We start from the raw sequence: 24,910 nt of genomic DNA on the forward strand, positions 1-24,910 counted from the left end.
GGCGAGTAGCGGCCGTCACCGTCGGGAACACCGCCACCTACCATCGTGTTGAGACCAGAGCACAGGTCACTACGAGCGGAGGTTCACGGGTGGCTGCCGAGGAAATCAGGAACCTGATCGTCGTCGGGTCGGGTCCCGCCGGTTACACGGCTGCGGTTTACGCGGCTCGCGCGCAGCTCGAACCGTTGGTGTTCGAGGGCACGCAGTTCGGTGGTGCGCTGATGACGACCACGGAGGTCGAGAACTTCCCCGGCTTCCGCGACGGCATCCAGGGCCCGGACCTGATGGAAGAGATGCGCAAGCAGGCCGAGCGCTTCGGCGCCGAGCTGCGCGCGGAGGACGTCGAGTCGCTGGAGCTGACGGGCGACGTCAAGTACGTGGTCGCGAACGGCAAGCGGTACGCCGCGCGCGCGGTCGTCCTCGCGATGGGCGCTGCGGCGCGCTACTTGAACGTGCCCGGTGAGCAGGACCTGCTCGGCCGCGGTGTGTCGGCCTGTGCGACGTGTGACGGCTTCTTCTTCCGCGACCACGACATCGCCGTGGCCGGCGGTGGTGACTCCGCGATGGAGGAGGCGACCTTCCTGACGAAGTTCGCCAAGTCCGTCACGATCGTGCACCGCCGTGACGAGTTCCGCGCGTCCAAGATCATGCTCGAGCGCGCCCGCGCGAACGACAAGATCAAGTGGCAGCTGAACTCCGAGATCACCGGGGTGGAAGGCGACGGCACCGTCAAGGGCCTGAAGGTCACGGACACCAAGACCGGCGACGAGAAGACGCTGGACGTCACCGGTTTCTTCGTCGCGATCGGTCACGACCCGCGCAGCGCTCTGGTGCGCGGCCAGGTCGACGTCGACGAGGACGGCTACGTGGTGACGCAGGGGCGCACGTCCTACACGAACGTGCCGGGCGTGTTCGCGGCCGGTGACCTCGTGGACCGCACCTACCGTCAGGCCATCACGGCGGCGGGTTCCGGGTGCAGCGCGGCCATCGACGCGGAACGATGGCTGGCGGAGCACGGCGACGAGAACGCCCACGAGGCGTCCGAGCTGGTCGGCGGCGGCTACGGCGCCGGCACCCACTGACTTTCCGATACCGACCACCCGAAGGAGAAACCATGGGCAACAACACCGTCAAGGTGACCGACAAGTCGTTCGTGGACGACGTCCTGACCAGCGAAAAGCCGGTCCTGGTCGACTTCTGGGCGACCTGGTGCGGGCCTTGTAAGATGGTCGCCCCGGTGCTCGAGGAGATCGCGGCCGAGAACGGCGAGAAGCTGACCGTCGCGAAGCTCGACATCGACGAGAACCCGAACACGGCGCGTGACTACCAGGTGATGTCGATCCCGACGCTGATCCTGTTTCAGGGTGGCAAGCCGGTGAAGCAGATCGTCGGCGCGAAGCCGAAGGCGGCTCTGCTGTCGGATCTGAAGGACGTCCTCTGATCGAGGCGGCGCTGTCCAGCTACTGAGAACCCGGGCCTGCGGGAATCGCCTCGCGGGCCCGGGTTCTCGCACGTTCGGGCGAAGTGTCCGTGGCCATGATCACGCAGGTGCACGGGCGTGTCCGTCCTGCGGCGGCTTGCGCACTCCCGGGCACACCGACCGGGCCTGCGCGCTCACCGAGAGTTCACAGGGCACAATAGGTGCCCTGGGCTTACACCCACACAGGTTTTCTGTTTTCGCATCGAGCCGGTTTCGGTGCCCTAGGAAGAGCGAGGAGTGCATGCGGGTACTCCGCCGCGGTGACGCCGGTCCGGACGTCGCCGAGATCAGGTCGATCCTTGCCGGGATGGACCTGCTCCCGCCGGTGGCGGGGACCGAGCAGTACGGCACCTTCGACGCCGCCGTCGAGCACGCCGTACGGGCCTTCCAGCAGCGTCGTGGGCTGATCACCGATGGGGTGGTCGGCCCCGCCACGTTCCAGGCGATGAAGGGCGCGAGCTTCCACCTGGGGAGCCGTCCGCTGCAGTACATGCTGTCCTCACCCGTCCAGGGCGACGACGTGTTCGCGCTGCAGGAGCGCCTCACCGAGCTCGGCTTCGACGCCGGCCGCCCCGACGGGTATTTCGGCCCCCAGACCGAACGCGCCCTGCGCACCTTCCAGCGCGACATGCGCCTCGAACCCGACGGCATCTGCGGCCCGGCCACCATCCGCGAGCTGCACCGGCTTTCGTCGCCCCGCGCCCGCGGTGGCCGCCCCGTCTTCCTGCGCGAACAGGAACAGGTCCGCCAGGCCGGCCCCCGCCTGCGCGGCAAGCGCATCGTCATCGACCCCGGCCACGGCGGCGAAGACCTCGGCGTGGTCGCCGGCGGCCTCCGCGAAGCCGACATCGCCTGGGACCTCGCCCGGCGGCTGGAAGGCCGCATGCAGGCCACCGGCATGGAAGCCCTGATCTCGCGCGGCCCCAACCACAGCCCCACGGACTTCGAACGCGCCCGCTTCGCCAACGACGCCGGCGCGGACCTGTTCCTGTCGCTCCACAGCGACAGCAACCCCAGCCCCCGCGCCCAGGGCATCGCCAGCTTCCACTTCGGCACCGGCAACGGCACCACGTCCACCGTCGGCGAACTCCTCGCGGGCTTCATCCAGCGCGAGGTCGTGGCCCGCACCGGCCTCCGCGACTGCCGTACCCACTACAAAACGTGGGAAATCTTCACCCGCACGCGCTGCCCCGCCGTCCGCGTGGAGATCGGCTACCTCACCAACCCGGACGACAGCCGCAAACTCGGCGACCCCGCCTTCCGCGACATCGTCGCCGAGGGCATCCTCATCGCCGTCAAGCGCCTGTACCTGCTGGGTGAAGGCGACCAGCCCACGGGCACCTTCACCTTCGCCGACGTGCTGGCGCACGAGCTGGCCAAGGCTGAGTAACTCGTTTTCTACTTCACAACCCCCGCATCTTCGCGACTGAGCCGGGCCCTCCCTCCCGAGGCCCGGCTCACGTCTTTCCCTGCCGCCACTACGTCTTTCGGTCACTGCCCTCCACCACCTGACTCGCGCTGCGGTTCGCCTGCCCCGGATTGCTCGCCCTTGGCCGCTGGGCCGCGCGCAGTGGCATCTGGCACGACTGCGCGGCTGCAGGTCGCCGGGCTCGGCCATCGGCTCTCCGATACCGGCCTCCTGCCGCGACGGGCCGTTCTGCCGCCGCGGATCATCAGTCGCGGCTGAGCTCTGATTACCAACCACTGATCGCAGCTTCCCTCGACTCGCCACGGATCACCGAGGTGTGGGCCATCAGGCCAAGTTCCGATCACTGGCCGCCGATCGCTGCCCGGCCAGGGGACACAGGCCTCAACCCCAGTCACCGACCACCGGCCGCGACCTCCGATGACAGAGCCCTATCGCTTTCCGCAGCCCAGGTCAGTCGCCAGGCAATCCCACCGATTTCTGCAACCAAGCGCACTGCCCGGCCGACGCTGGGCACATGCTTTGTGGCGCCGGGCGCCGCCACCAAGGACCAGCCACTCGTTCCTGCGCCCAGGTGCAAGCCCTGCCATCGGCAGTAGTTCGCACTCAGCAGCCGGTGCGCTGGGTCCGGTTTCTGTTCACCGGCCCTGAACTCTGACGAATCCTCGATGCTCAGCAATGCGTCATCGCGGGCCCGCCGCCGCCGGGGCGCACCGCTCGTCGTCGAGGCCAGTCGCTGCGCAGAGACCCGGGCCGGGTTCCGACCGCTGCCCAGCGAGCTTCGATCAGCACTCGTTGGTCGATGGTCGCGAAGGCCGATCCGCTGGTCGGCGTCCACTGCGTGCTGGGGCCCGGTCGCGAGACCGGCTCCCCAGGTTTGTAGCTGCGTACTTTTGGTCGCGGGCCGTTGCTCGCTGGTTGCCAACTCAGACCGACGCAGTCAATGGCTCCAACTCGGGGCCGCGAGGAGTCAGCCGTCAGAATGCGTCGGCGCCGTTCGGCAGCCCTGGGTTGATGCCGCCGTTGGGCCCGGTTGGCGCAGCGAAGGCCCTTCGAGCTCGAAGTCGCCCAAGTCAGGACATACGGGAGCGGCCGGAAGTCACCGGCTCCTACCGCCGATCCGCTGCCGCTCCAGCCAAGGGTGCACGGCCCACCCAAAGCTCATCGCCGACGCCGAGCGGTATCCACCACACCCCAACCCGGCCGGACCCACCGTCACCGCAGCCTCGCGCCCCGACGTCCGCCCAACCCCGCACCCGGCCGTAGCACCTTCGGTGGACTTACCCACACCCACTCTGGGTAGTCGCTCACATTCGTCGCAACCAGCCGCACCCAAGGCGTGACGCACCGCCCACCGCTGGCGCCCTGTGCATAACTGCGGCCCAGACCTCACCCCAAGCGGTGCACGGGCCAACCCAGGTGGAGTAGTCCACCGCCAACCCCGCAACCGGAGCCACGCAACCGCTTCGACAGCCCCAGCCGACCGCCACAACCTATTGCGCCCGTCCCGCCGGGGACACACCACACCTTGGGGCAGCCCCCGCCCTCCTCGGGGGGCGTCCCCAGATCCAGTCTACTCATCCACAGGTTTTCCACCGCGCCTATCAGGGATCTGTGGATAACTCGGGGTTTCTTCCACAGTTGTGCACAGCTGGGTAAATCGGGTATTTCGGGCTGGGTAAGACCGTGGTAGGCGAGCGTCGCGAACATCTTTCGGGGGTGTGTCGAAGGGGTGGGGTCGGCGGCGACGTTCGGGGTGACGGGACAAGGAGGACTGCCATGGGTGGCACGAAGTTGACCTCGGACGATGCGGTGCGTACGGCAACTGGGCAAGGGTTCGGTGAGTGGGGTGAGGTGCTCGACGCGTGGGGAGCGCGTGGTCAGGGGCACAGGGAGATCGTCGGCCGGCTCGTCGAGGAGCATCGGTTAGGCAATTGGTGGGCACAGACAGTGACCGTCGAGTACGAGCGGTCCCGGGGGTTGCGGCCGCGCACGGGGGTCGGGACGGGCTGTTCACGGTGAGTGCGAGCCGGACGATCGAGGCGAGCGTCGAGGATGTGTACAACGCCGTGGCCGAACCGACCGCGAGGGAAGAGTGGCTCGACGGCGATCAGCTCAGCACCAGAACGATGCAACGGAACAGGTCGGCGCGGTTCGAGTGGGGCGACGGGGCTACGCGGGTCAACGTCGGGTTTGTCGACAAAGGTACGAAGACTCAGATCGCCCTGACGCACGAGCGCATTGTCGACGAAGAGACAACCAACGACTTCAAGGCCTACTGGCGCGACAGCCTCACCAAGCTCAAGAAGCAGCTCGAGAGCAGCTGATCAAGCCCGCCCGAGACTCGGCTCCGCGGTCGTGATCGTCACCTGGCCGAGCAGCCGCTCCAACGCCGCCTCGACGTCTTCCTTCCAGGTGATCGCCGAACGCAGCTCCAGCCGCAGCCGCGGCCACTTCGAGTGCGGCCGCACCGTCTTGAAGCCGACGCTCTGCAGGAAAGCCGCCGGCAGCACGCACGTGTGCTGGCCCATCGGGTCGAGCTCGTCGGGCACGGCGTCGCCGAAAGCCTCGATGGCGCGGACGCCGCGTTTGGTCAGGTCCTTCGCCACGGCCTGCACGAGCATCCGGCCGAGGCCGCCGCCGCGGAACTCCGGCAGGACCTGGAACGCGGTGAGCAGCACGGCGTCGGCGCTGGGCGGCGACGTGGGGAAGGCCAGGGAGCGCGGCACGGCGTTCGGCGGCGCGTACAGCACGAAGCCGACCGGCAGCGTGTCGCTGTAGACGATGCGGCCGCAGGAGCCCCACTCCAGCAGCACGCTGGAGACCCAGGCTTCCTTCTCGACCTCGGTGGAGCCGAACTCCTCCGCCTGGGCCTTGAGATGCGGCGCGAGCTCCCAGTAGACGCACCGGCGGCAGCTCTTGGGCAGGTCTTCGAGGTTGTCGAGTGTGACGCCCACCACGCGACGCGACACCTGAAACCTCCCCGAATCCCTCACGACCGGCATCCGCTCCCTGCAAGAGCGTAGGAACGACCGGAAGAGCCACTCGAAGAATAGGACGATGTGATGAGCGCCGGAAGAGCAGGGACCAGGAAGAGGCCCTGGTTACACTCGATGGATCTACCCGTAGGTACCACCGAGCCCTCAGGTGTGTCGATGACCGAGAACCGCCCCGTCAAGCCGCAAGCCGGCCGCCACAATCTCGACCCTCACCTCGACCGGTACGCAGCGCGCACCGCCGGGATGACCGCTTCGGAGATCCGGGCCCTCTTCGCGGTGGCGAGCCGGCCCGAGGTCGTGTCGCTGGCCGGCGGCATGCCGAACCTCGCCGCGCTGCCGCTGGACACGCTGTCGGCGCAGGTGGCGGAGATCATCGCCGACGAGGGTCTTGTGGCACTGCAGTACGGGTCGGCCCACGGCATCCCCACGCTGCGCGACCAGATCTGCGAAATCATGGCTCTCGAGGGCATCAAGGCGCACCCGGACGACGTCGTCATCACCGTCGGTTCGCAAATGGGCCTCGACATGGTCACTCGCCTGTTCTGCGACCCCGGTGACATCGTGATCGCCGAAGGCCCTTCGTACGTCGGCGCGCTCGGCTCGTTCGCGGCGTACCAGGCGAAGGTCGTGCACGTCGCGATGGACGACCAAGGGCTCGTGCCCGACGGGCTGCGCGAGGCGCTGCGGCAGGCCGAGAAGACGGGCCGGCGCGTCAAGTTCCTTTACACCATCCCGAATTTCCACAACCCCGCCGGCGTCACACTCGCTGTGGAACGTCGTGCGGAGATCGTGGAGATCTGCCGCGAGCACGGTGTGCTGATCGTCGAGGACAACCCGTACGGGCTGCTCGGCTTCGACGGCCAGACCTACCCGGCGCTGCGCTCGATCGACCCCGACAACGTGGTGTACCTCGGCTCGTTCTCGAAGACGTTCGCCTCCGGCCTGCGCGTCGGCTGGGTGCTCGCGCCGCACGCCGTGCGTGAAAAGCTTGTGCTGGCAGCGGAATCAGCGACGCTGTGCCCGCCCACGTTCAACCAGATGATCGTCTCGCGCTACCTCGCGACGCACGATTGGATGGGCCAGATCAAGAAGTTCCGCGAGAACTACCGCGAGCGCCGCGACGCGATGATCTCGGCGCTGAACCAGTACCTGCCGCCGGGCTGCTCGTGGACGATGCCCGAAGGCGGCTTCTACGTCTGGGTCACCGTGCCGGAAGGTGTTGACACCAAAGCGATGTTGCCGCGTGCGGTCACCGCGCGCGTGGCGTACGCGTCGGGTACCGGCTTCTACGCCGACGGTTACGGCTCGCGCCAGATGCGCCTGTCGTACTGCTACCCGACGCCCGAACGGATCCGCGAAGGCGTGCGCCGGCTCGCGGCGGTGCTGGAGTCCGAAATGGATCTCAGCCGCACCTTCGGTAGCGTGAAGGCACGCACCATCTCGGGGCCCGAAACCCCGTCGCCGGACACGGTCTGACCGGTCCGCAGCAAAACCTAAGGAGTTCCCACGGTGGTCGACCGTACCGTTGCCGTGCTCGCAGGCGGGCTTTCCCACGAACGCGACGTCTCCCTCCGTTCGGGCCGCCGGCTTTCGGCCGCGCTGCGCTCCGAGGGGCTCACAGTGGAGGAGTGGGACACCGACGCCGGGCTGATCGAGCGCCTGCGTACGCAGCGTCCTGACGCGGTTGTCGTCGCGCTGCACGGCGGTGAAGGTGAGAACGGCTCCGTGCAGACGGTGCTGGAAATGCTCGGCGTGCCCTTCGTCGGCACGAGTTCGCAGGGCTGCCGTCGCGCGTGGGACAAGCCGACCGCGAAGGCGTTCGTACAGCAGGCCGGTTTCTCGACGCCGGACTGGATTGTGTTGCCCCACAGCACTTTCCGTGAACTCGGCGCGCAGTCGGTGCTCGACGCGATGGTGGAGCGCCTCGGACTGCCGATGATCCTCAAGCCGGACCAGGGTGGCTCGGCGCTCGGCACGCAGGTCGTGCGCGAGGCGTCGGAACTGCCCGCGGCGATGGTCGGCTGCTTCGCATACGGCGACACCGTGCTGGCGGAACGCTTCATCGACGGGGTCGAGGTGGCCGTGACCGTCGTCGAAGGTGAGCACGGCGCCGAGGCGCTGCCGGCCGTCGAGATCGTGCCGGAGAGCGGCGTCTACGACTACACCGCCCGCTACACGGCCGGTCTCACCGACTTCTTCACGCCGGCGCGCATTTCCGAAGACGCGGCGAAGGCCGTCGGCGAGCTTGCCGTGGCGGCGCACCGCTGGCTCGGCTTGCGCGACATCTCGCGCACCGACGCCGTGATCACCGCCGACGGCACGGTGCAGTTCCTCGAGGTGAACCTGTCGCCGGGTCTCACCGAGACGTCGACGGTGCCGATGGCCGTCGAGGCGGCGGGGAAGTCGCTCGGGTCGGTGTTCGCGGATCTCGTGGCACGGGCCGTCGCCCGCTGATCACCGCGCTCGGTAGAGGTCGCGCAGCAACGCGATTTCGGCGCCGTGGTGCAGCACTTCCTGGTTGACCCACCACACGATCTCGAGGAACGGCTCGTCGGGATCGCTGCCGTGGGGATAGGTGCACAGGCCCACGGTGTCGAGTGCTGCGTCGTCGACGCTCAGCAAAGCTTTCCGCCACGCAGCTGCGCCGGTTTGGAACGCGGCGGTCGCGGTTGCGGCGTCGCCGGTGTCCACGTAGTCGTCGCGGGTCAGCGTGTGGCTGCCTGACGTGTGGTCGGCGCGCTGGATCAGCATTTCGCTCAGGTGGCTCAGCCGCCACGCGATCGTCGTGACGGGCGCCGGCGACGGGTGGGGGTGGGGAGCCGAGTCGCGGCCCCACTCGCCGCGGCCGGCGAGGAACGTCGCGCGCGGCCCCGGCCCGTCGGAGCGCCGCCGCACCGACCAACAGTCCGGCGTCGGCTCCCACCGGAGCTCGTCGTCGGTCATCGGTTCGACGGAGACGGGGGTTCCGTCGCCGCTGTCGACCGCCGGCCCGTCGAGCCGATCGACGAGTCGCTCGTACGCGAAGACGAACTGACTCAGTAGCGGAGCCAAGCGCGGAGGGATCACGGAACGCTCCTTCGGGAGAGCTGGTTCCGCCAACTCTCCCGGATTCCGCGCCGCACGACCGCCGATTTTTCCCGCGCCCGCGGCGACCACCCAGAGTGCTGGTCACTGTCCCGGTGAGCAATCATCACCGTGACGAAACGACCCGGGGTGATCCCTAGTCGGTTTCCTCTGTCCGATTCGCCGTTTTTTCGTTCGAGTTCGCGTCGATGAGCGAGACGATGCGTTCAAGGTCGTCGACCGAGCCGAACTCGAGAACGATGCGGCCCTTGCGGCGACCGAGGTCGACCTTCACGCGGGTGTCGAAGCGATCGGAGAGGCGGTTGGCCAACTCCTGCAGGCCTGGTGCCTGAATCGGCTTGCGGGGAGCGGCCTTCGGCTTCGCCGGCTTTTCGTTCTTCTTCAGCGTGACGGCTTCCTCGGTGGCGCGCACCGACATGCCCTCCGCGACGATCCGAGCCGCCAGCTCTTCCTGGCTCTCCGGATCTTCAAGCGACAGCAACGCCCGCGCGTGCCCGGCCGAAAGCACGCCCGCGGCTACGCGGCGCTGCACGGCCAGCGGCAGTTTGAGGAGGCGGATCGTGTTGGTGATGACGGGACGGCTGCGGCCGATGCGGCTGGCGAGCTCTTCGTGCGTGACCGCGAACTCGTCGAGCAGCTGCTGGTACGCGGCCGCCTCTTCGAGCGGGTTCAGCTGGACGCGGTGGATGTTCTCCAGCAGCGCGTCGCGGAGCATGGACTCGTCGGCGGTCTGCCGGACGATCGCGGGGATCGCCTCGAGCTCCGCCTGCTGCGACGCCCGCAGGCGCCGCTCGCCCATGACGAGCTCGTACTCGCCGTCGCCCAATTCGCGGACGACGATGGGCTGCATGAGCCCGAACTCGCGGATGGAATGTTCGAGTTCGGCGAGCGCTTCTTCGTCGAAGAACTGGCGGGGCTGCTTCGGGTTCGGCTTGACGGCGCTGACCGGGATCTCCCGGTAGACCGCGCCGGCGACCTCACCGCTGACGGGAGTCGCCGCGCCGTTGGCCGCGAACCAGCCCTTCTCCTCACGCGCCGCCTTGTCCGCGGACGTGCCACCTTCGACGGCGGAGGGCGCCGGGCCGGCCGTGGTGGCCGGCCCGGTCGGGATCAAGGCCGCGAGCCCTCGCCCCAGCCCTCCTCTGCGCTCAGTCATGCGGTACTGCTCCTTCCTTCGGTCGCGCCACGCTCCGCGATCTCCTTGGCGGCGTCGAGGTAGCTCATGGCGCCGCGTGAACCGGGGTCGTAGGAGAGCACGGTCTGACCGTAGCCAGGCGCCTCCGAGACCTTCACACTGCGCGGGATGACGGTCTTCAGGACAGTGTCGCCGAAGTGGTTGCGGACCTCGTTCGTGACCTGGTCGGCGAGCTTGGTGCGGCCGTCGTACATCGTCAGCAGGATCGTGGAGACGCGAAGCTCGCGGTTGAGGTGCTGCTGCACGAGCTCGATGTTGCTCAGCAGCTGCCCCAGACCTTCCAGCGCGTAGTACTCGCACTGGATCGGGATGAGCACCTCCTGCGCGGCCACCATCGCGTTGACGGTGAGAAGGCCGAGCGACGGCGGGCAGTCGATGAAGACGTAGTCGACGCCGATCTGATCGAGGACCTCGGACGAGAGCGCCTCCTTGAGCCGCGTCTCGCGGCTGGCCATGGAGACGAGCTCGATCTCCGCACCGGCGAGGTCGATCGTCGCGGGGACGCAGAACAGGTTCGCCGACTGCTCGCTGACGGCGGCCGCCTCAGCGAGCGACACCTCGCCGATGAGCACCTCGTAGATCGACGGCGTGCCCGAGCGGTGGTCGATGTCGAGCGCGGTGCTGGCGTTGCCCTGGGGGTCCAGGTCGATCACCAAAGTCTTCAGCCCGTGCACGGCAAGTGCGGCGGCCAGGTTGACGGTGCTCGTTGTCTTGCCGACGCCGCCCTTCTGGTTGGCGACCGTCAGCACCCGGCGATGGGTCGGGCGGGGGAGCATGCCCTCCTTCGGGTGCAGGACGCTCGCGGCGCGGACGGCTTCTTCGGCGATCGGCGTCCAGCCCAAGTCGTGGCCGGTGCTCGCAGGGTCGGACGGGCGGGGATTCACCGGTCTCGGCACCTCCTCTTGATAGACGACTCGTTGGCGTTCGGACCGCGGTGTTTCACGTGGAACGTCGCGGCCGCACTCGTACGCTTAGCTCCGCCTGCCGCGTGGCCGTGACGGCTTCGGTGGCAGGCGGCGGATCATCACGACCGTGCTGGGGACCTCGAGCACTGCCTTCCCACACTCGGCGAGTTCTGGATCGGCACCGCCGGCCTTCCGCACAGCCACGCGGTCCCGCTCGATTTCCTCTCCCGCGCTGGCCCCCTTGAGCGCGACCAGACGACCTTCGGGGCGAACCAGCGGAAGACACCAACCCGCGAGGCGAGCGAGAGGAGCAACAGCGCGAGCGGTGACGACGTCAGCACCACCCAGCTGCTCACGCACAGACCGCTCCTCGGCGCGTCCACGCACGATGGTGATCGGGAGTTCCAGCTTCTCGGCGACCTCGGCCAGCCAGTCGACCCGGCGGGCCATGGGTTCGAGGAGAACGATAGCGAGGTCCGGTCGAGCGATCGCCAGCGGCACACCCGGAAGCCCAGCCCCCGACCCGACGTCCACCACGCGCGCCCCGTCGGGAATCTGCTCCCCGATCACAGCCGAGTTCAGCACGTGGCGCTCCCACAACCGCTCCACCTCACGCGGCCCGATCAGCCCCCGCTCGACCCCATGCGTAGCCAGCAACTCCACGTACCCAGCCGCCCGGTCCACCCGCTCGCCGAACACCTCCGCCGCCGCGGTCCGCACCATCGCGGTGGCGCCGTCCAAGCTCACGAAACCCACTCCTCGGTCCGCGCGTTTCACGTGAAACGCGCTCGTTCGATTGTCCCCGATGCCGAGCCCAAATCGAGCCGACAGACCGCAACTGTGGACAACTCCACTCAGGGAGCCGAGTGTCCACAGCCGTGTTCCACGTGAAACCACGACGATGGGTGGCGCTCAGGGGGGCGCCGTTTCACGTGAAACGCCAGGCTTGTAATTCGTACCGAGCAAGCCTCGGAGGTTCGGTCCACGCGAAGGATCGAGTCGTGGTGCGCCAGATCGATCGGGTGCGGCAACTCGCCCGACGCTGCGTAGCCAACGGGCGGGCAGGGTCGACAAGCGCGCAAGCGAACTGACAGGCGGCGAAGTACTCCACCGCTAGGCGGGCGAGCCGGAGGATGAGGATCGTGGCCCGGCACCGCCAGGACAGGCCGACATGGCACCCATAGGCCCGCCGTCGGGCGCCGCCAATAGCCGAGGGATCCTCCCCGGCGAAAGGGTGCGAACGCTTGGGCAAGGGGATAGGCCGACAGTGGAGCAGGCGGCTTCGGCGGCGGCTCCAAAGGGGCCACCGAGAAACCGACACGGGGAACGGTCTGTCAGGCGAACCGGCAGCAGGCCCACGAGCGAACACGCCGCCGCACGAGGCGACCGGCCGACCGATCTGCGAATAGCGCAGCAGGCAAGCGCAGCAGCCGGCTCGGAATGCAAGCGGGCAAGCATGGAGGAGTGGCCGGAAGGCGACGGCACGGACCGCTCGCGAGCTGAACGGACGAACCAAGGAACACGAAGTCGCGCCCGGGGTCGAAGGTCATAGGCCGCCCTTCTTTGCCCAGCCTCCTCGGCTCGCAGCCCTCGCTTCGGCGCGCAAGCTGAGAAGTTCGGCGGGCACGGCGCAGCGGAGTGGTCGTGACACTGGTGCGGCTATCTGTTCGGTCGAGCGGCGGCTCCCGGATGAGTCAGGGCGCCCGAGGGGACGACGCTCGATCGGTCCGAGCGCGCGGCGGCGGCTTAGTGCAGGGCCGCGGCGGGGCATCCGCTCTAGCGGCTGCCTGGCGTGGGGACGTCCGGGCAATCGCTCGACTATGCCGGCGGACACCCGGCGGCCCGCGACGCGACCGCGCTCGCCGAGCGGTAGACGAGATGTGGGTCGCCGCGAGCGCGAGCCCGCGGGTCCGACCTCCGGAGCAGCCCGCGACCAGGCGGCTCGATGAGCCGCGTTCCCCGGAGCGGACTCTGCCGCCTCAACGTCCGGCGCCGAGCGAAACCGGCGGGTTCGGACGAGCTGGCTGGGTGAGGGTCTTAGCGAATACGGGTCTCATGGTGACGGCCCGGCGGCGCCGACCGGTGTTGTCTGAACCGACCCGGCCGGCCCAGGCGGGCGGACGACCGCAGCCGAGCCACTCCGAGCGCGCCCACCGAATGGGGGGCAGCGGCGCCACGGCGGCGGTCCGCTGGGTCGGATCCGCTTGCACCGGGCGCACCCGGGAGGCCGCTGGGCAGCGGGAGGCGACAGGTTCCAGCGAGTGCTGGCTGAGGCAAGTTCAGTCGGGGACCGAGGCGTGTGCAGATGTGCGCCGGGCACCACGTTCGGTCGATTGCGACGACAGCGCCGGAACGAGTCCGGGCGGCTTGGGTGGGCGCAGACTCGGTGAGTGCGGAGTCGCGATGGAGACGTTCGGTTGGCCGAGCGGACTTCTCCGTGTGTGCGTGGGTGGCGCGTTCGGGTCGGCTGGGAGGGCGGCAGCGGAGAACCTCGCCTAGATAGTCGGTGGATGGATATGGAACCTCGGCGGAGTGAGGTCGCGTCGCCTGAAGGCCCGCGGGCGGTAGAGCCGCGTTGCCACGGGTGCGCTCGCGTGGCGAGTTCAGTCGACTGAGTCGGCAGAACCCAAGAAGCTCCGCGCGCTGGGTGGTGGATGGCTGGGGCGTGGGGTCGCGGCAGGAGCTGGGCGGGGGTTGAGCCGTCATGCCCGGAGTGCGCGCGGTGGGTCGGGTGGGTGCGCCGGAGCATGGTCGGTCAAGTTGGGCGGTGGGTTGGTGTGGGGCCCCGGCCGGCTCGGGCCCGGGTGTGGAGGCCGGTACCAGCTGGCGATCCGCGACGGAGTCAGCCTTGGTGCTCGGGCAGCCGGAGTGGCTCTGGGGGAGGCCGCGGTAGGTAGTTGGGGGTGGGGATGGAGCCGAGCCGCGGTGAGGTCGGGGCGCTGCGGAGCGAGCGGACGGAGCGGGTGCGGAGCACGGGCCGTGCAGTCCGACGCCCCGTGAGCCGCGATGTCCGGAGCGGGGTCAGGCGGCGCGAGCAGGTGCGCGGTCCAGGGCGCGGGAGCGGGGTTCGGACCAAGGTGGCAGGGCTGCAGCTGCAGCAGCTGGTTCTGGCCAATGTGGCGAGGCGGCAAGTGCCCGAGCGGATCCGAGCCGCAGTTGCGAAACGGCACTGCGATCAGCACCAGATCGGGCCCAAGTCACAACGGCAAGGCGATCGGTACGAGAGGGGGTTCAGGCCACGGCGTCACAGCGACGAATGCGGCAGCCGGTTCAGGCCAAGAACTAAGGCGAAGGGGCGGCACAGCGTTGGGGCACGGCAGCAAGCGCTGAAGCAGATCCGGGCCACTGTGCCAAGGCGATGGGCACGGGAGGGGTTCGAGCCACGGGCCTAAGCGACCGCGGCAGCAGCGGGTTCAGGTCGCAAGGGCACAGCGATTAGCGCGGCAGCCGATCCGGGCCAGGGCGGCAAGGTGACGGGCGTGGGGATGAGCATGAGCACGCGGTGTGGCCGCCCAACGCGGGAGCCGGTTCGGCGCATGGCGGCAAGGTGATCGGCGTGGGGAGCCGCTCCGGCGCACGGTGGTGAGGCGGCCCAGCGCAGGAGCCGGCGGGCGTGCGACCGTGGAGAGCAGGTCCTGGCATGTGATGAACCGATGAGCGTGGCGGCTGCGTGCGGGGCACGGCGGCAAGCGCGGAGGCCGAGCCGGAGCACGGCCGCGAGGCGACAGGTGTGAGGAGCCGTTCCGGGCACGCGGCGAGGAGACCGAGCGCGAGAGCCGGCGACACGCGGCCGTAGAGGACGGGCCCAGCACGTGATGAGGCGATGAGCGCGGCAACAGCGTGCGGGGCACGGCCGCGAGGCGACAGGTGTGGGGAGCCGTTCCGGGCACGCGGTGAGGCGGCCCAGTGTGGGAGCCGACGGCACGCGGCTGTGAAGGACGGGCCCGGCACGTGATGAGGCGATGAGCGCGGCAGCAGCGTGCGGGGCACGGCGGTGAGGTCGCCCAGCCCGGGAGCCGGCGGCGGGCGTGGACGTGAGGAACGGGTCCGGGCACGTGATGAAGCGATGAGCGCGGCAGCAGTGCGGGGCGCGGCGGCAAGCGCGGGAGCCGGTTCGGGGCACGGCCGCACGGCGGCAAGGCGACCGGCGTGAGGAGCCGTTCCAGGCGCGGCGGTGAGGCGGCCCAGTGCGGGAACCGGCGGCGCGCAGTACGGCGGAACGAGCAAGAGAGCGGAGACAAAAGAAGCGGCCCACCGGAAGTCCGGCGGGCCGCTTCTGCTCAGTGCTTCGCATTACTCAGTGATGCGTCCAGATCACCCGCAGCAAGCCGTGACGGCCGCAAGGATGGTGTCCAGGAGGCTCAGCCCTCCGGGAAGATCACCACGCGGCGCTTCGGGTCTTCGCCCTCGCTTTCGCTCGTGACGCCGTCCACGGTGGCCACCGCGTCGTGCACGACTTTGCGTTCGAAGGGGCTCATGGGCTGCAAGCGGACGCGCTCGCCGCTGGACAGGACGGACTCGGCGGTGGAGCGGCCGAGTTCGCGGAGCTCTTCGCGGCGGTCGGCGCGCCAGCCGGCGATGTCGAGCATGAGGCGGCTGCGGGAGCCCGTCTCCTGCTGGACGGCGAGGCGGGTGAGTTCCTGCAGGGCCTCGAGCACGGTGCCGCGGGGGCCGACGAGCTTTTCGAGGTCCTCGCCGCCGTCGATGCTGATGATGGCGCGGCCGGCTTCGACGTCGAGGTCGATGTCGCCGTCGTAGTCGAGCAGGTCGAGCAGGCGCTCGAGGTAGTCGCCGGCGATGTCGCCTTCCTGCACGAGCAGGTCGTCGCCGCCCTGCTTCTCGTCGGCGGCCTCGGCGGGGGCACCCGCGGCGGGTGCGGCCGAGGCCGTGGTCTCTTCGTCCTGATCGGCGTCGATCGTGTCGACCGTCTCCGACATCATTCGTCTCCTCTCCGAACCGGACGCGTCAGCGACGCTTCCGGCCCGACTTCCTGGTCGAGTCCTTGAGGAGCCCCGGAACCCCGGTTCCGTTCTCCTTGTTCGATCCGTTCTGGGCCGGCTGCTGCGCAGGCTTCGACGGGGTCGCATCGGTGTCCGGCTCGGACGGCGTGGACTGCGAGGCAGCCTCGGCCGAGGCGTTCTTCTTGCTCTCCACGCCACCCGAGGAAGACGGGGACTTCGTCTGCGCGAAACCGTGCGCCGAACCCGCCTTGCTCACCTTGCCCTGCTGGTCACCGTTGCCGGACGGGTTGTTCTTCTTCTGCTGCACAGGCTTCTGCCCGACCTTCGGAGCCGTCGGCTTCTGCCCGGGCTTCGGCCCGAGCGACGCTCGCTTCTCCGCGGCCTCCGCCTTGCGCGCGGCCTCTTCCTTGTCGATGCGCGTGTACACGAGCCGCTGCTGCATCAGCGTCCAGCCGTTGTTCGCCAGCCAGTAGAAGAGCAGGCCGAGCGGGAACAGGGCACCGAACACGAGCACGCCGAGCGGGAAGATGTACATCGTCAGCTTGTTCATGATCGCGGTCTGCGAGGTGGCCGACGCGGCGTTCTGCCGGGCCACGGAGTGCCGCGCGGTGAGGTGCGTGGCGATCGACGCGATGATCATCAGGGGCAGCGCGACCGGGAGCACGTTCCAGTGGAACCCGGGAGCCGCGACACTGCCGCTGACCACGCCGACGCCGTTGTAGACCGCTTCACCCAGGTTGACGCCGAAGAGCTTCGCGGTGACGTACGACTGGACATCGTGCTGGTTGAAGAAGTAGTTCTCCGTCTTCACGCCACCGCCGGGCGGCAGGATCGTGAACGCGCGCAGCACGTGGTTCAGACCGATGAACACCGGGATCTGAAGAATCATCGGCAGGCAGCTGCCCAGCGGGTTGACGCCATGCTCGCGCTGGAGCTTCTGCATCTCCTGCGCCTGGCGCTGCTTGTCGTTCGCGTACTTCTTCTGGAGCTTCTTCATCTCCGGCGCGAAGTCTTGCATCTTCTTCATCGACCGGACCTGGTTCACGAACGGCTTGAACATGATGCCGCGGACCGTGAACGTCAGGAAGATGATCGCGAGGATCCAGGAAATCGCCGATGCTTCCCCGAACGCGAACCCGAATACCTTGTGCCAACACCACAAGATGAAGGACACGGGGTAGTAGATGAAATCGAGCACTGAGCTACTCCTCGATCGGTGTTTCAGGCAGGTGGTGGCGCCACGAGAACTTCTCGGGTACCGGATCGCGGCCCGGCGGTGTCCACGGGCCGCACCGCCCCAGCCGGCGCAGCGCGAGGTAGGAGCCGCGGCCGGCACCGTGCCGGGTCAGGGCTTCGACTGCGTACGCGCTGCAGCTCGGGTAGAAGCGGCAGGCCGGCGGCAGGAAAGGCGAGATCGCCTTGCGATAGAACTTGATGGGGAGGAGCAGCACCCACGCGACCGGCCCGGGGCGGCGCGGGGCCGTCTCCCCGGTGACGTCGGTGCCGCCGTGGGTGTGCTCGGGAGTGGCTTGCATTGCCGTTACACCGCTGATCCGTGGTCGGGGGCCGCGTCCTGCTGACGCGGTTGCCGGGGAGCATCTTCCCCGGCGGCGCGGCGGGACGAGGTGAGTCCGAGCCGGCGCAACGCCGCGTCGAGATCGGCGCCGAGCTCCGCGCTCGAAGCGGACGCCGCCGGAGGTAATGCCCGTACGACCAACGAGCTGCCCGGGGGCAGTGTTCCGAGTCGGGCCGAAACGAGATGACGCAGTTGCCGGGTCACTCGATGGCGGACCACCGAGTTCCCGACGGCCTTGCTCACCACAAAACCCGCCCTGGCCGCATCGGGTGCGGCCGCGGACGGGTCCGTGGTCAACGCGTGGACGACGAGGCGACGCCTGCCTGCCCTGGAGCCCCGGCGGAGAACGACCCGGAAGTCTTCACTCCGCCGTAGACGTGCGGCTGCGGGCAGCACGGCGCGCCTCGACGAGCCGGATCAGGCGGACAGCGCGCCGCGGCCCTTGCGACGACGAGCCCCCAAGATGGCCCGGCCGGCACGGGTCCGCATGCGGAGGCGGAAACCGTGGGTCCGCGCGCGTCGGCGGTTGTTCGGCTGGAAGGTGCGCTTACCCTTGCTCACTGCTACTCCTGTGTCTCGGCCGTCGGGCGACGGATTTTCGGCCGTCTACCGGCATGTCGTGCGGGCGCACGGCAGTCTCTGGTGTCTCCTACCAACGTGTGGCCTCGTCACGACGAGCGACGACATACGTGGGCACGCGAAACGCACCCGTCGCTTACGGGAGACCTTACGAGGGTACGCACCCCGGTCGGGAGCCGTGTAGGCACCCCCTCCGCCACGCTCGGCGACCGGGCCGTGACCTCGCCTTCGCCCACGCCGGGACACCGAATGGCAACACGCCGTACACCGTGAAATGCTTGCGCACAATGGTGCCTTGTGGCAGCGGGCGAGGCTTGTTAGCGTGCCTCTTCCGGGTCGCCCGGTCTCGAGGCGCGCGGCGGTATCGCCACCGGGGTGTGGAGGCGCCCACGGCGAACGCCGAGCCCGCAGGTGGCGTGGCTGCGGGCAGCCGTACATTAGTGCACAGCTGTGGACAACTATGTGGATATTCGCTGTGCCCGCGCGCAGGTCGGTCCAAGATGACGTCCAGGGGAGTGTTTTGCGGGCGTGGTTGGGGTGATTCCGCCGTTCACGCCGACGAGGGGAGGGGAGCCAGACAGGTGTCCGAGCACCAGCACAATCTGGGCGTTATCTGGGAGCAGGTGGTACGGGAGCTGTCCGACGGCACCCTCTCGCCGCAGCAACGAGCCTGGATGCGGGTGACGAGGCCCATCGGCCTGCTCGACGGCACCGCCCTGCTGGCTGCCCCCAGTGACTTCGCGAAGGAAGCGATCGAACGCGCGCTGCGAGGTGCGATCACCGACGCCCTCTCCCGCCGGCTCGGCCGCGCCGTGTCGCTCGCCGTGAAGGTCGACAGCGCCGAGGCCATCGCGCCAGCGCCGCGCTACGTGCCCGCACCCCCTCAGGTGGAAAACGGGCACCCCGACAACGGGCGCATCGACAACGGGCGCCTGGAACCCGGTCACCTCGACCCCACGCACGTGGAGAACGGACGGCCCGACAACCGCCGTCTCGAGAACGGCCGCCTCGACAACGGTTCCGTCACGCAGCAGCGTCCGCCGATCGACGGCGCCTCCATGGCCGCCGCGCGCGCCGCCCGGCCCGAGCCGCCGCGCCAGCGCCCGGTGCCGCAGCCGGCCCCGCTCGAGGAGTCCGACGACCCGAACGAAGAAGTGGACGAGGAAGGCGAAGCGCTCGCCGCCGTCCACGAGATCTGGCCGACGTTCTCCGGCCAGCCGATCGCCGGGCAGCCCTACACCGCGCCCGCGCAGCCGCAGACGTCGAAGACGAAGCTCAACGAGAAGTACACCTTCGACACGTTCGTGATCGGCGCGTCCAACCGGTTCGCCCACGCGGCCGCGGTGGCCGTGGCCGAGGCGCCGGCCCGCGCGTACAACCCACTGTTCATCTGGGGTGAGTCCGGGCTCGGCAAGACGCACCTGCTGCACGCCGTGGGCCACTACGCGCAACGGCTGTTCCCCGGCATGCGCGTGCGCTACGTCTCGACCGAAGAGTTCACCAACGACTTCATCAACTCGCTGCGAGACGACCGCAAGGTCGCCTTCCAGCGGCGCTACCGCGACATCGACATCCTGCTCGTCGACGACATCCAGTTCCTGGAAGGCAAAGAAGGTACGCAGGAAGAGTTCTTCCACACCTTCAACACCCTCCACAACGCGAACAAGCAGATCGTCGTCAGCTCCGACCGCCCGCCCAAGCGCCTCGAGACGCTGGAGGACCGGCTGCGGACGCGGTTCGAGTGGGGCCTGATCACCGACATCCAGCCGCCCGAGCTCGAAACCCGCATCGCCATCCTGCGCAAGAAGGCCGCGCAGGACCGGCTGGCGGTCCCGGGCGAAGTACTGGAGTTCATCGCGTCGCGCGTGGAGGCGAACATCCGCGAACTCGAGGGCGCGCTGATCCGCGTGACCGCGTTCGCGTCGCTCAACCAGCAGGCCGTGGACACCTCGCTCGCCGAGATCGTGCTGCGCGACCTGATCCCCGACTCCCATGCACCGGAGATCACGGCGCCGACCATCATGGGCGTCACGGCGGAGTTCTTCGACGTGACGCTCGACGAACTGTGCGGGCCCGGCAAGACGAAGGCGCTCGCCACCGCGCGCCAGATCGCGATGTACCTGTGCCGCGAGCTCACGGACATGTCGCTGCCGAAGATCGGGCAGACGTTCGGCGGCCGCGACCACACGACCGTGATGCACGCGGACAAGAAGATCCGCAAGGAGATGGCCGAGCGCCGGCGCATCTACGACCAGGTGCAGGAGCTCACGTCGCGGATCAAGCAGCGGGCTCGGCAGTAGCTTCGGAGCTTCAAGGAGGGCGTCGCCTACGGGCGGCGCCCTCCTTTTTTATGGGCGACGTGACGACGTACTCACGACGGCGCTCGCGAGGCCCGCAATCCGGCACTGAGCCCCGCTGTCCGTCCACAGAGACTCGTCCACGCCGCACCCCGCGCTCGGCCCAGCACCCAAGCGAGCCCGGTTTCCCCTACCACACAAGACCTTCCACAAGGCCCCGGGTCCAACGTGGACGAAGCACCCGTACACAGGCGAAGCAGCGAAGCAAGCGGCGTGTGCCGTCGCCCACGTACGCACGCGTACGCAGCCATCCTCAAACCCATTGATACACAAGGAGTTTTCCCCACCCTGTGCGCAGTTTGTGCACAACTCCAGCAGATCCAGGAGCTGCGGCGACGCCGAATCGGTCCACATCCCGCCCACACGAAATCCACAGACTTTCCACAGGGCTGTCCACGGGGATTCCACAGGTTGCCCACACGTGATCCACAACGGGAGCCCGTCACTCTCCAGGGCGATTCGGACCCGTTTCCGCACCCACAGAACCTGGGTACAACTGCCCTCACACCTGGGGACAACCATGGGGACAACTGGCCCGAGATGTGGATGGATCGCGGCCGAGACGAAACCATCCACCGATCGCCCGAACCATCCACCGATCCACCACCAGGACTCTCCACACCCCGCCGCGCCCTCCGACCTGGGCAAACGAGCTCTGTCCACACAACCCACAGCCCCTATTACTGCTACTGCTCTTAGATCTTTTGAAAGAAAGAACAAAACAAAAACAGGCGATGGACGAAGTTGGGGACAAGCGGTCGAGCCTGTCTCCTTGTCGACAAAGTCAAGGGGAGGCCGAGGTGACGGGACCCCCGGTGACGGCCTAACGTGGATGCCTGCACCTGGTTCGTTCCTGCGCGCCGATCCCGGCACGCCGAAACGGGCCGGCCCGGTGGGGACTCGGTCGCGGCGTACTCGGCGCAGTACTCGTGAACCGCCAGCCGCCGACCCTTCACGAGCCGAGGGGCTCGGCTGTCGAAAGGATGCGCGCATGAAGATCCGCGTCGAGCGCGACGGGCTTGCCGACGCCGTCGCCTGGGTGGCCAGGAGCCTCCCGTCCCGGCCTCCGGTGCCGGTGCTGGGCGGTGTGCTGCTCGACGCGGGTGCGGACGGGGAGTCCGACGCGCTCACCGTGTCCGGGTTCGACTACGAGGTCTCCGCCACGGTGGGCGTCCCCGCGACGATCGCCGACGGTGGCCGCCTCCTGGTCTCCGGTCGCCTCCTCGCCGACATCACCAAGGCGCTGCCCGCGCAGCCGGTGGAGATCTCCGTCGACGGCGCCCGCGCCACCATCACGTGCGGCAGCGCGCGCTTCTCCCTGCCGACGATGCCCGTCGAGGACTACCCGCAGCTGCCGTCCCAGCCTGCCTTCGCGGGTGAGCTCACCGGCGACACGTTCGGCCAGGCCGTGACCCAGGTCGTCACCGCCGCAGGCAAGGACGACACGCTCCCGATGCTCACCGGCATGCGCCTGGAGATCTCGGGCGAGACCCTCACGCTCGTGGCCACCGACCGCTTCCGCCTCGCCATGCGCGAGTTCACGTGGAAGCCCGCGGAGGGCCTGGCCGACGCCGCGGTGCTCGTGCCCGCGCGCACGCTCGCCGAAGCCGCGAAGACGCTCGGCGGCGCCGGCAGCACCGTGCGCCTCGCGCTCGCCAGCGGCGAAGGCCTGCTCGGCCTCTCGGGCAACGGCCGCTACACCACCACCCGCCTCCTCGACGCGGAGTTCCCGCCCTACCGGCAGCTGCTGCCGGCGACGCACACGTCGCGCGCCGTGATCGAGGTGTCGGCGCTCGCCGAGTCGATCAAGCGTGTGTCGCTGGTCGCCGAACGCGGCACGCAGGTGCGGCTGGAGTTCGCCGACGGGTCGCTGCGGCTTTCCGCCGGCGGCGACGACGAGGGCAGCGCCGAAGAAGAGCTGCAGGTCGACTACGAAGGCGAACCGGTCACCATCGCCTTCAACCCCGGCTACCTCGTCGACGGGCTCGGCGCGCTGCACAGCGACCGCGCGGAGCTCACCTTCACCACCCCCAACCGGCCGGCGCTCATCAAGCCCGCCGACGCCGAGGGCAACGTCGTCCCCGGTTATCTCTATCTGCTGATGCCGGTCCGGCTCCCGGGCTGACCGGCGCGTCACAACCGCGGATTTTCGTTCCTACATAAGGGGATCTCATGGTTCAGCTCGGTCTCGTGGGCCTGGGCAAGATGGGCTTCAACATGCGCGAGCGGCTGCGTGCAGCCGGGCACGAGGTCGTGGGCTACGACCGCAACCCGGCCGTCGCCGACTCCGAGTCGCTCGCCGACCTGGTGTCCAAACTGGACGCGCCGCGCATCGTCTGGATCATGGTCCCCGCCGGCGAGCCGACGCGGCAGACCGTGGTGGAGCTCAGCCAGTCGCTGTCCGAGGGCGACCTCGTGATCGACGGCGGGAACTCGAAGTTCACCGACGACAAGCTGAACGCGGATCTGCTGGCGGCCAAGGGCATCGGCTACCTCGACTGCGGTGTCTCCGGTGGCGTGTGGGGCAAGGTCAACGGCTACGGCCTCATGGTCGGAGGCGCCGGCTCCGACGTCGCCCGTGCGATGCCGATCTTCGACACGCTGCGTCCGGAAGGCCCGCGTGAAGAAGGCTTCTCGCACGCCGGCGAGGTCGGCGCCGGCCACTACGCGAAGATGATCCACAACGGCATCGAGTACGGCATCATGCAGGCCTACGCCGAGGGCTTCGAGCTGCTCGAGGCCGCGCACGTCGTGAAGAACGTGCCCGAGGTGATCAAGGGCTGGCAGCGCGGCACCGTCGTGCGTTCCTGGCTGCTCGACCTGCTGGTGCGCGCGCTGGAGGAGGACCCGGAGCTCGACGACCTCGAGGGCTACGTCGAAGACTCGGGCGAGGGCCGGTGGACGCTGGAGGAGGCCGTGAACAACGCGGTGCCGGCGCCGGTGCTCTCGGCCGCGCTGTTCGCCCGGTTCTCCTCGCGGCAAAAGGACTCCGCCGCGATGCGCGCCGTCGCCGCGCTGCGCAACCAGTTCGGTGGTCACGCTGTGAAGAAGGCCGGGAGCTAGCCTCCCCCCGCTCGTGTATCTGCGACATCTCCAGGTCACCGACTTCCGGTCCTGGCCGCAAGCCGACCTCGCCCTCGAACCGGGCCCGGCCGTGCTCGTCGGTCAGAACGGCCGGGGGAAGACGAACCTGCTCGAAGCGATCGGCTACGTCGCGACCCTGGGTTCCCACCGGGTCGCGACGGACGCCCCGCTGATCCGGCACGGGTGCGAGCGCGCGCTCGTGCGCGTCGCCGTGGTCAACGACGACCGCGAGCTCACCGTCGAGCTCGAGATCACGGCGGGACGAGCCAACCGCGCCCGCGTGAACCGGGGTGCGGTCGGCAAGCCGCGTGACGTGCTCGGGATCCTGCGCACGGTGCTGTTCTCCCCGGAGGACCTGGCGCTCGTGCGTGGGGACCCGAGCGAGCGCCGCCGGTTCATGGACGAGCTGCTCGTGCTGCGCGCACCTCGGTACGCGGGCGTGCGCGCGGACTACGAGAAGGTGCTGAAGCAGCGCAACGCCCTGCTCAAGACCGCGGGCAAGCGCCGCACCGGCAAGGAGGACCCGTACGCGCTCTCGACGCTCGACGTCTGGGACGACCACCTGTCGGTAGCTGGCGCCCAGCTGCTGGCGGCGCGACTGAACCTCATCGCCGACCTCGGGCCGTACGCGGCGGAGGCCTACATGGGGGTCGCGCCGGACTCGCGGCCGGCGTCGATCGCGTACAAGTCGTCGCTCGGCGAAGCGCTGCCGCCGGGCTACGGCGTGGCCGGGGGCGAGCGGGCGGACGCGGAAGTGCTGCGCGAGCTGCTGCTCAAGGCGCTGGCCGACGTCCGGCGCAACGAGCTGGATCGCGGCATCAGCCTCGTCGGCCCGCACCGCGACGAGCTGGATCTGATCCTGGGCGAGGCGCCGGCGAAGGGGTACGCGAGCCACGGCGAGTCGTGGTCGTTCGCGCTGGCCCTGCGGCTCGGGAGCTACGAGCTCCTGCGTGGCGAAGCGGGCGAACCGGTGCTGCTGCTGGATGATGTGTTTGCCGAGCTCGACCGCAAACGGCGGGCGCGGCTCGCGGAGGTCGCCGCGGGTGCCGAGCAGGTGCTCATCACGGCGGCGGTGGACGAGGACGTGCCGTCAGAGCTGGCCGGGAGCCGGTTCGTGGTGGCGGATGGCGAGGTCAACCGTGCCTGAGCCCTCGACCCCAAGATCAAGTCGGCCACGGCGGGTGACCGCGGTCACAGACGTTACCCACCGATCTGGGGACAAACCTGTGGACAGTGTGGATAAACCCGGGAATGGGTTATCGCC

The 24,910-nt window shown here is 69.0% G+C and carries 20 protein-coding genes; 10 read left to right on the top strand and 10 right to left on the bottom strand.

The genetic code is table 11. From position 1 onward, the window contains the following. Positions 1–89 precede the first annotated feature (89 nt). From trxB to K1T34_RS17940, 4 genes are all read left to right on the top strand, one after another. Positions 90–1,082, top strand: a complete 993-nt coding sequence (trxB, locus tag K1T34_RS17925) for a thioredoxin-disulfide reductase (protein WP_220245390.1) — start codon at positions 90–92, stop codon at positions 1,080–1,082. Positions 1,083–1,114: 32 nt separating this feature from the next. Continuing rightward, positions 1,115–1,441: a thioredoxin gene (gene trxA, locus K1T34_RS17930; RefSeq protein ID WP_220240252.1), complete on the top strand. Its 327-nt coding sequence runs from the start codon at positions 1,115–1,117 to the stop codon at positions 1,439–1,441. A gap of 280 nt (positions 1,442–1,721) precedes the next feature. Then, positions 1,722–2,870, top strand: a complete 1,149-nt coding sequence (locus tag K1T34_RS17935) for an N-acetylmuramoyl-L-alanine amidase (protein ID WP_220245391.1) — start codon at positions 1,722–1,724, stop codon at positions 2,868–2,870. 2,054 nt (positions 2,871–4,924) lie between these two features. Then, on the top strand, positions 4,925–5,233 hold the full coding sequence (locus tag K1T34_RS17940; protein WP_220245392.1) for an SRPBCC domain-containing protein: 309 nt from the start codon (positions 4,925–4,927) through the stop codon (positions 5,231–5,233). Here the strand turns inward: K1T34_RS17940 and K1T34_RS17945 are convergent, their stop codons facing one another. Continuing rightward, positions 5,234–5,878 (bottom strand): GNAT family N-acetyltransferase, encoded by a 645-nt coding sequence (locus K1T34_RS17945; RefSeq protein ID WP_220245393.1) that lies wholly within the window; start codon positions 5,876–5,878, stop codon positions 5,234–5,236. 183 nt (positions 5,879–6,061) lie between these two features. Here K1T34_RS17945 and K1T34_RS17950 point away from each other — a divergent pair, with 183 nt between their 5' ends. Beyond that, a complete protein-coding gene (locus K1T34_RS17950; RefSeq protein WP_220245394.1) occupies positions 6,062–7,381 on the top strand; it encodes a PLP-dependent aminotransferase family protein in 1,320 nt (439 codons plus the stop codon). 33 nt (positions 7,382–7,414) lie between these two features. Further along, a complete protein-coding gene (locus K1T34_RS17955) occupies positions 7,415–8,359 on the top strand; it encodes a D-alanine--D-alanine ligase (RefSeq protein WP_220245395.1) in 945 nt (314 codons plus the stop codon). Here K1T34_RS17955 and K1T34_RS17960 read toward each other — a convergent pair whose 3' ends face one another. The 9 genes from K1T34_RS17960 to rpmH all read right to left on the bottom strand — a co-directional run bounded on the left by K1T34_RS17960 (position 8,360) and on the right by rpmH (position 18,187). Beyond that, positions 8,360–8,971, bottom strand: a complete 612-nt coding sequence (locus K1T34_RS17960) for a DinB family protein (protein WP_220245396.1) — start codon at positions 8,969–8,971, stop codon at positions 8,360–8,362. Positions 8,972–9,125: 154 nt separating this feature from the next. After that, on the bottom strand, positions 9,126–10,145 hold the full coding sequence (locus K1T34_RS17965; RefSeq protein WP_220245397.1) for a ParB/RepB/Spo0J family partition protein: 1,020 nt from the start codon (positions 10,143–10,145) through the stop codon (positions 9,126–9,128). Beyond that, positions 10,142–11,068 carry a ParA family protein gene (locus K1T34_RS17970; protein WP_220245398.1) on the bottom strand — a complete coding sequence of 309 codons (927 nt, stop codon included), beginning with the start codon at positions 11,066–11,068 and terminating at the stop codon, positions 10,142–10,144. The genes K1T34_RS17965 and K1T34_RS17970 overlap by 4 nt, the downstream gene beginning before the upstream one ends. An 87-nt stretch (positions 11,069–11,155) precedes the next feature. Further along, positions 11,156–11,836, bottom strand: a complete 681-nt coding sequence (gene rsmG / locus K1T34_RS17975) for a 16S rRNA (guanine(527)-N(7))-methyltransferase RsmG (RefSeq protein ID WP_220245399.1) — start codon at positions 11,834–11,836, stop codon at positions 11,156–11,158. A 3,614-nt stretch (positions 11,837–15,450) separates the two neighbouring features. Beyond that, positions 15,451–16,026, bottom strand: coding sequence for a R3H domain-containing nucleic acid-binding protein (locus K1T34_RS17980; RefSeq protein ID WP_220245400.1), 576 nt, complete (start codon positions 16,024–16,026; stop codon positions 15,451–15,453). Positions 16,027–16,054: 28 nt separating this feature from the next. Then, on the bottom strand, positions 16,055–17,248 hold the full coding sequence (gene yidC / locus K1T34_RS17985) for a membrane protein insertase YidC (RefSeq protein WP_220245401.1): 1,194 nt from the start codon (positions 17,246–17,248) through the stop codon (positions 16,055–16,057). Between the two features lie 4 nt (positions 17,249–17,252). Further along, the gene (gene yidD, locus K1T34_RS17990; RefSeq protein WP_220245402.1) at positions 17,253–17,585 is read right to left on the bottom strand and encodes a membrane protein insertion efficiency factor YidD; all 333 of its coding nucleotides are present in this window, start codon (positions 17,583–17,585) and stop codon (positions 17,253–17,255) included. Positions 17,586–17,590: 5 nt separating this feature from the next. Next, a complete protein-coding gene (rnpA, locus tag K1T34_RS17995) occupies positions 17,591–18,022 on the bottom strand; it encodes a ribonuclease P protein component (protein WP_220245403.1) in 432 nt (143 codons plus the stop codon). A gap of 21 nt (positions 18,023–18,043) precedes the next feature. Next, positions 18,044–18,187: a 50S ribosomal protein L34 gene (gene rpmH, locus K1T34_RS18000; protein ID WP_220245404.1), complete on the bottom strand. Its 144-nt coding sequence runs from the start codon at positions 18,185–18,187 to the stop codon at positions 18,044–18,046. 599 nt (positions 18,188–18,786) lie between these two features. On the opposite strand from rpmH, the gene dnaA reads away from it, so the two are divergent. From dnaA to recF, 4 genes are all read left to right on the top strand, one after another. Continuing rightward, positions 18,787–20,505 (top strand): chromosomal replication initiator protein DnaA, encoded by a 1,719-nt coding sequence (dnaA, locus tag K1T34_RS18005; RefSeq protein ID WP_220245405.1) that lies wholly within the window; start codon positions 18,787–18,789, stop codon positions 20,503–20,505. Between the two features lie 1,048 nt (positions 20,506–21,553). Further along, positions 21,554–22,687: a DNA polymerase III subunit beta gene (dnaN, locus tag K1T34_RS18010; protein ID WP_220245406.1), complete on the top strand. Its 1,134-nt coding sequence runs from the start codon at positions 21,554–21,556 to the stop codon at positions 22,685–22,687. A 47-nt stretch (positions 22,688–22,734) separates the two neighbouring features. Further along, entirely contained in the window at positions 22,735–23,625 is an 891-nt protein-coding gene (gene gnd, locus K1T34_RS18015; RefSeq protein WP_220245407.1) for a phosphogluconate dehydrogenase (NAD(+)-dependent, decarboxylating), read from the top strand. Positions 23,626–23,638: 13 nt separating this feature from the next. Further along, positions 23,639–24,793 carry a DNA replication/repair protein RecF gene (recF, locus tag K1T34_RS18020; RefSeq protein ID WP_220245408.1) on the top strand — a complete coding sequence of 385 codons (1,155 nt, stop codon included), beginning with the start codon at positions 23,639–23,641 and terminating at the stop codon, positions 24,791–24,793. Positions 24,794–24,910 lie beyond the last annotated feature (117 nt).

The organism is Amycolatopsis sp. DSM 110486, from assembly GCF_019468465.1.
Taxonomy (GTDB): Bacteria; Actinomycetota; Actinomycetes; order Mycobacteriales; family Pseudonocardiaceae; genus Amycolatopsis.

Excerpts from the sequence above, each read along its gene's own strand:
- trxA (WP_220240252.1), top strand. The coding sequence starts at position 1,115 with ATGGGCAACAACACCGTCAAGGTGACCGACAAGTCGTTCGTGGACGAC.
- K1T34_RS17935 (WP_220245391.1), top strand. The coding sequence starts at position 1,722 with ATGCGGGTACTCCGCCGCGGTGACGCCGGTCCGGACGTCGCCGAGATC.
- K1T34_RS17950 (WP_220245394.1), top strand. The coding sequence starts at position 6,062 with ATGACCGAGAACCGCCCCGTCAAGCCGCAAGCCGGCCGCCACAATCTC.
- K1T34_RS17965 (WP_220245397.1), bottom strand. The coding sequence starts at position 10,145 with ATGACTGAGCGCAGAGGAGGGCTGGGGCGAGGGCTCGCGGCCTTGATC.
- K1T34_RS17980 (WP_220245400.1), bottom strand. The coding sequence starts at position 16,026 with ATGTCGGAGACGGTCGACACGATCGACGCCGATCAGGACGAAGAGACC.
- yidD (WP_220245402.1), bottom strand. The coding sequence starts at position 17,585 with ATGCAAGCCACTCCCGAGCACACCCACGGCGGCACCGACGTCACCGGG.
- dnaN (WP_220245406.1), top strand. The coding sequence starts at position 21,554 with ATGAAGATCCGCGTCGAGCGCGACGGGCTTGCCGACGCCGTCGCCTGG.
- gnd (WP_220245407.1), top strand. The coding sequence starts at position 22,735 with ATGGTTCAGCTCGGTCTCGTGGGCCTGGGCAAGATGGGCTTCAACATG.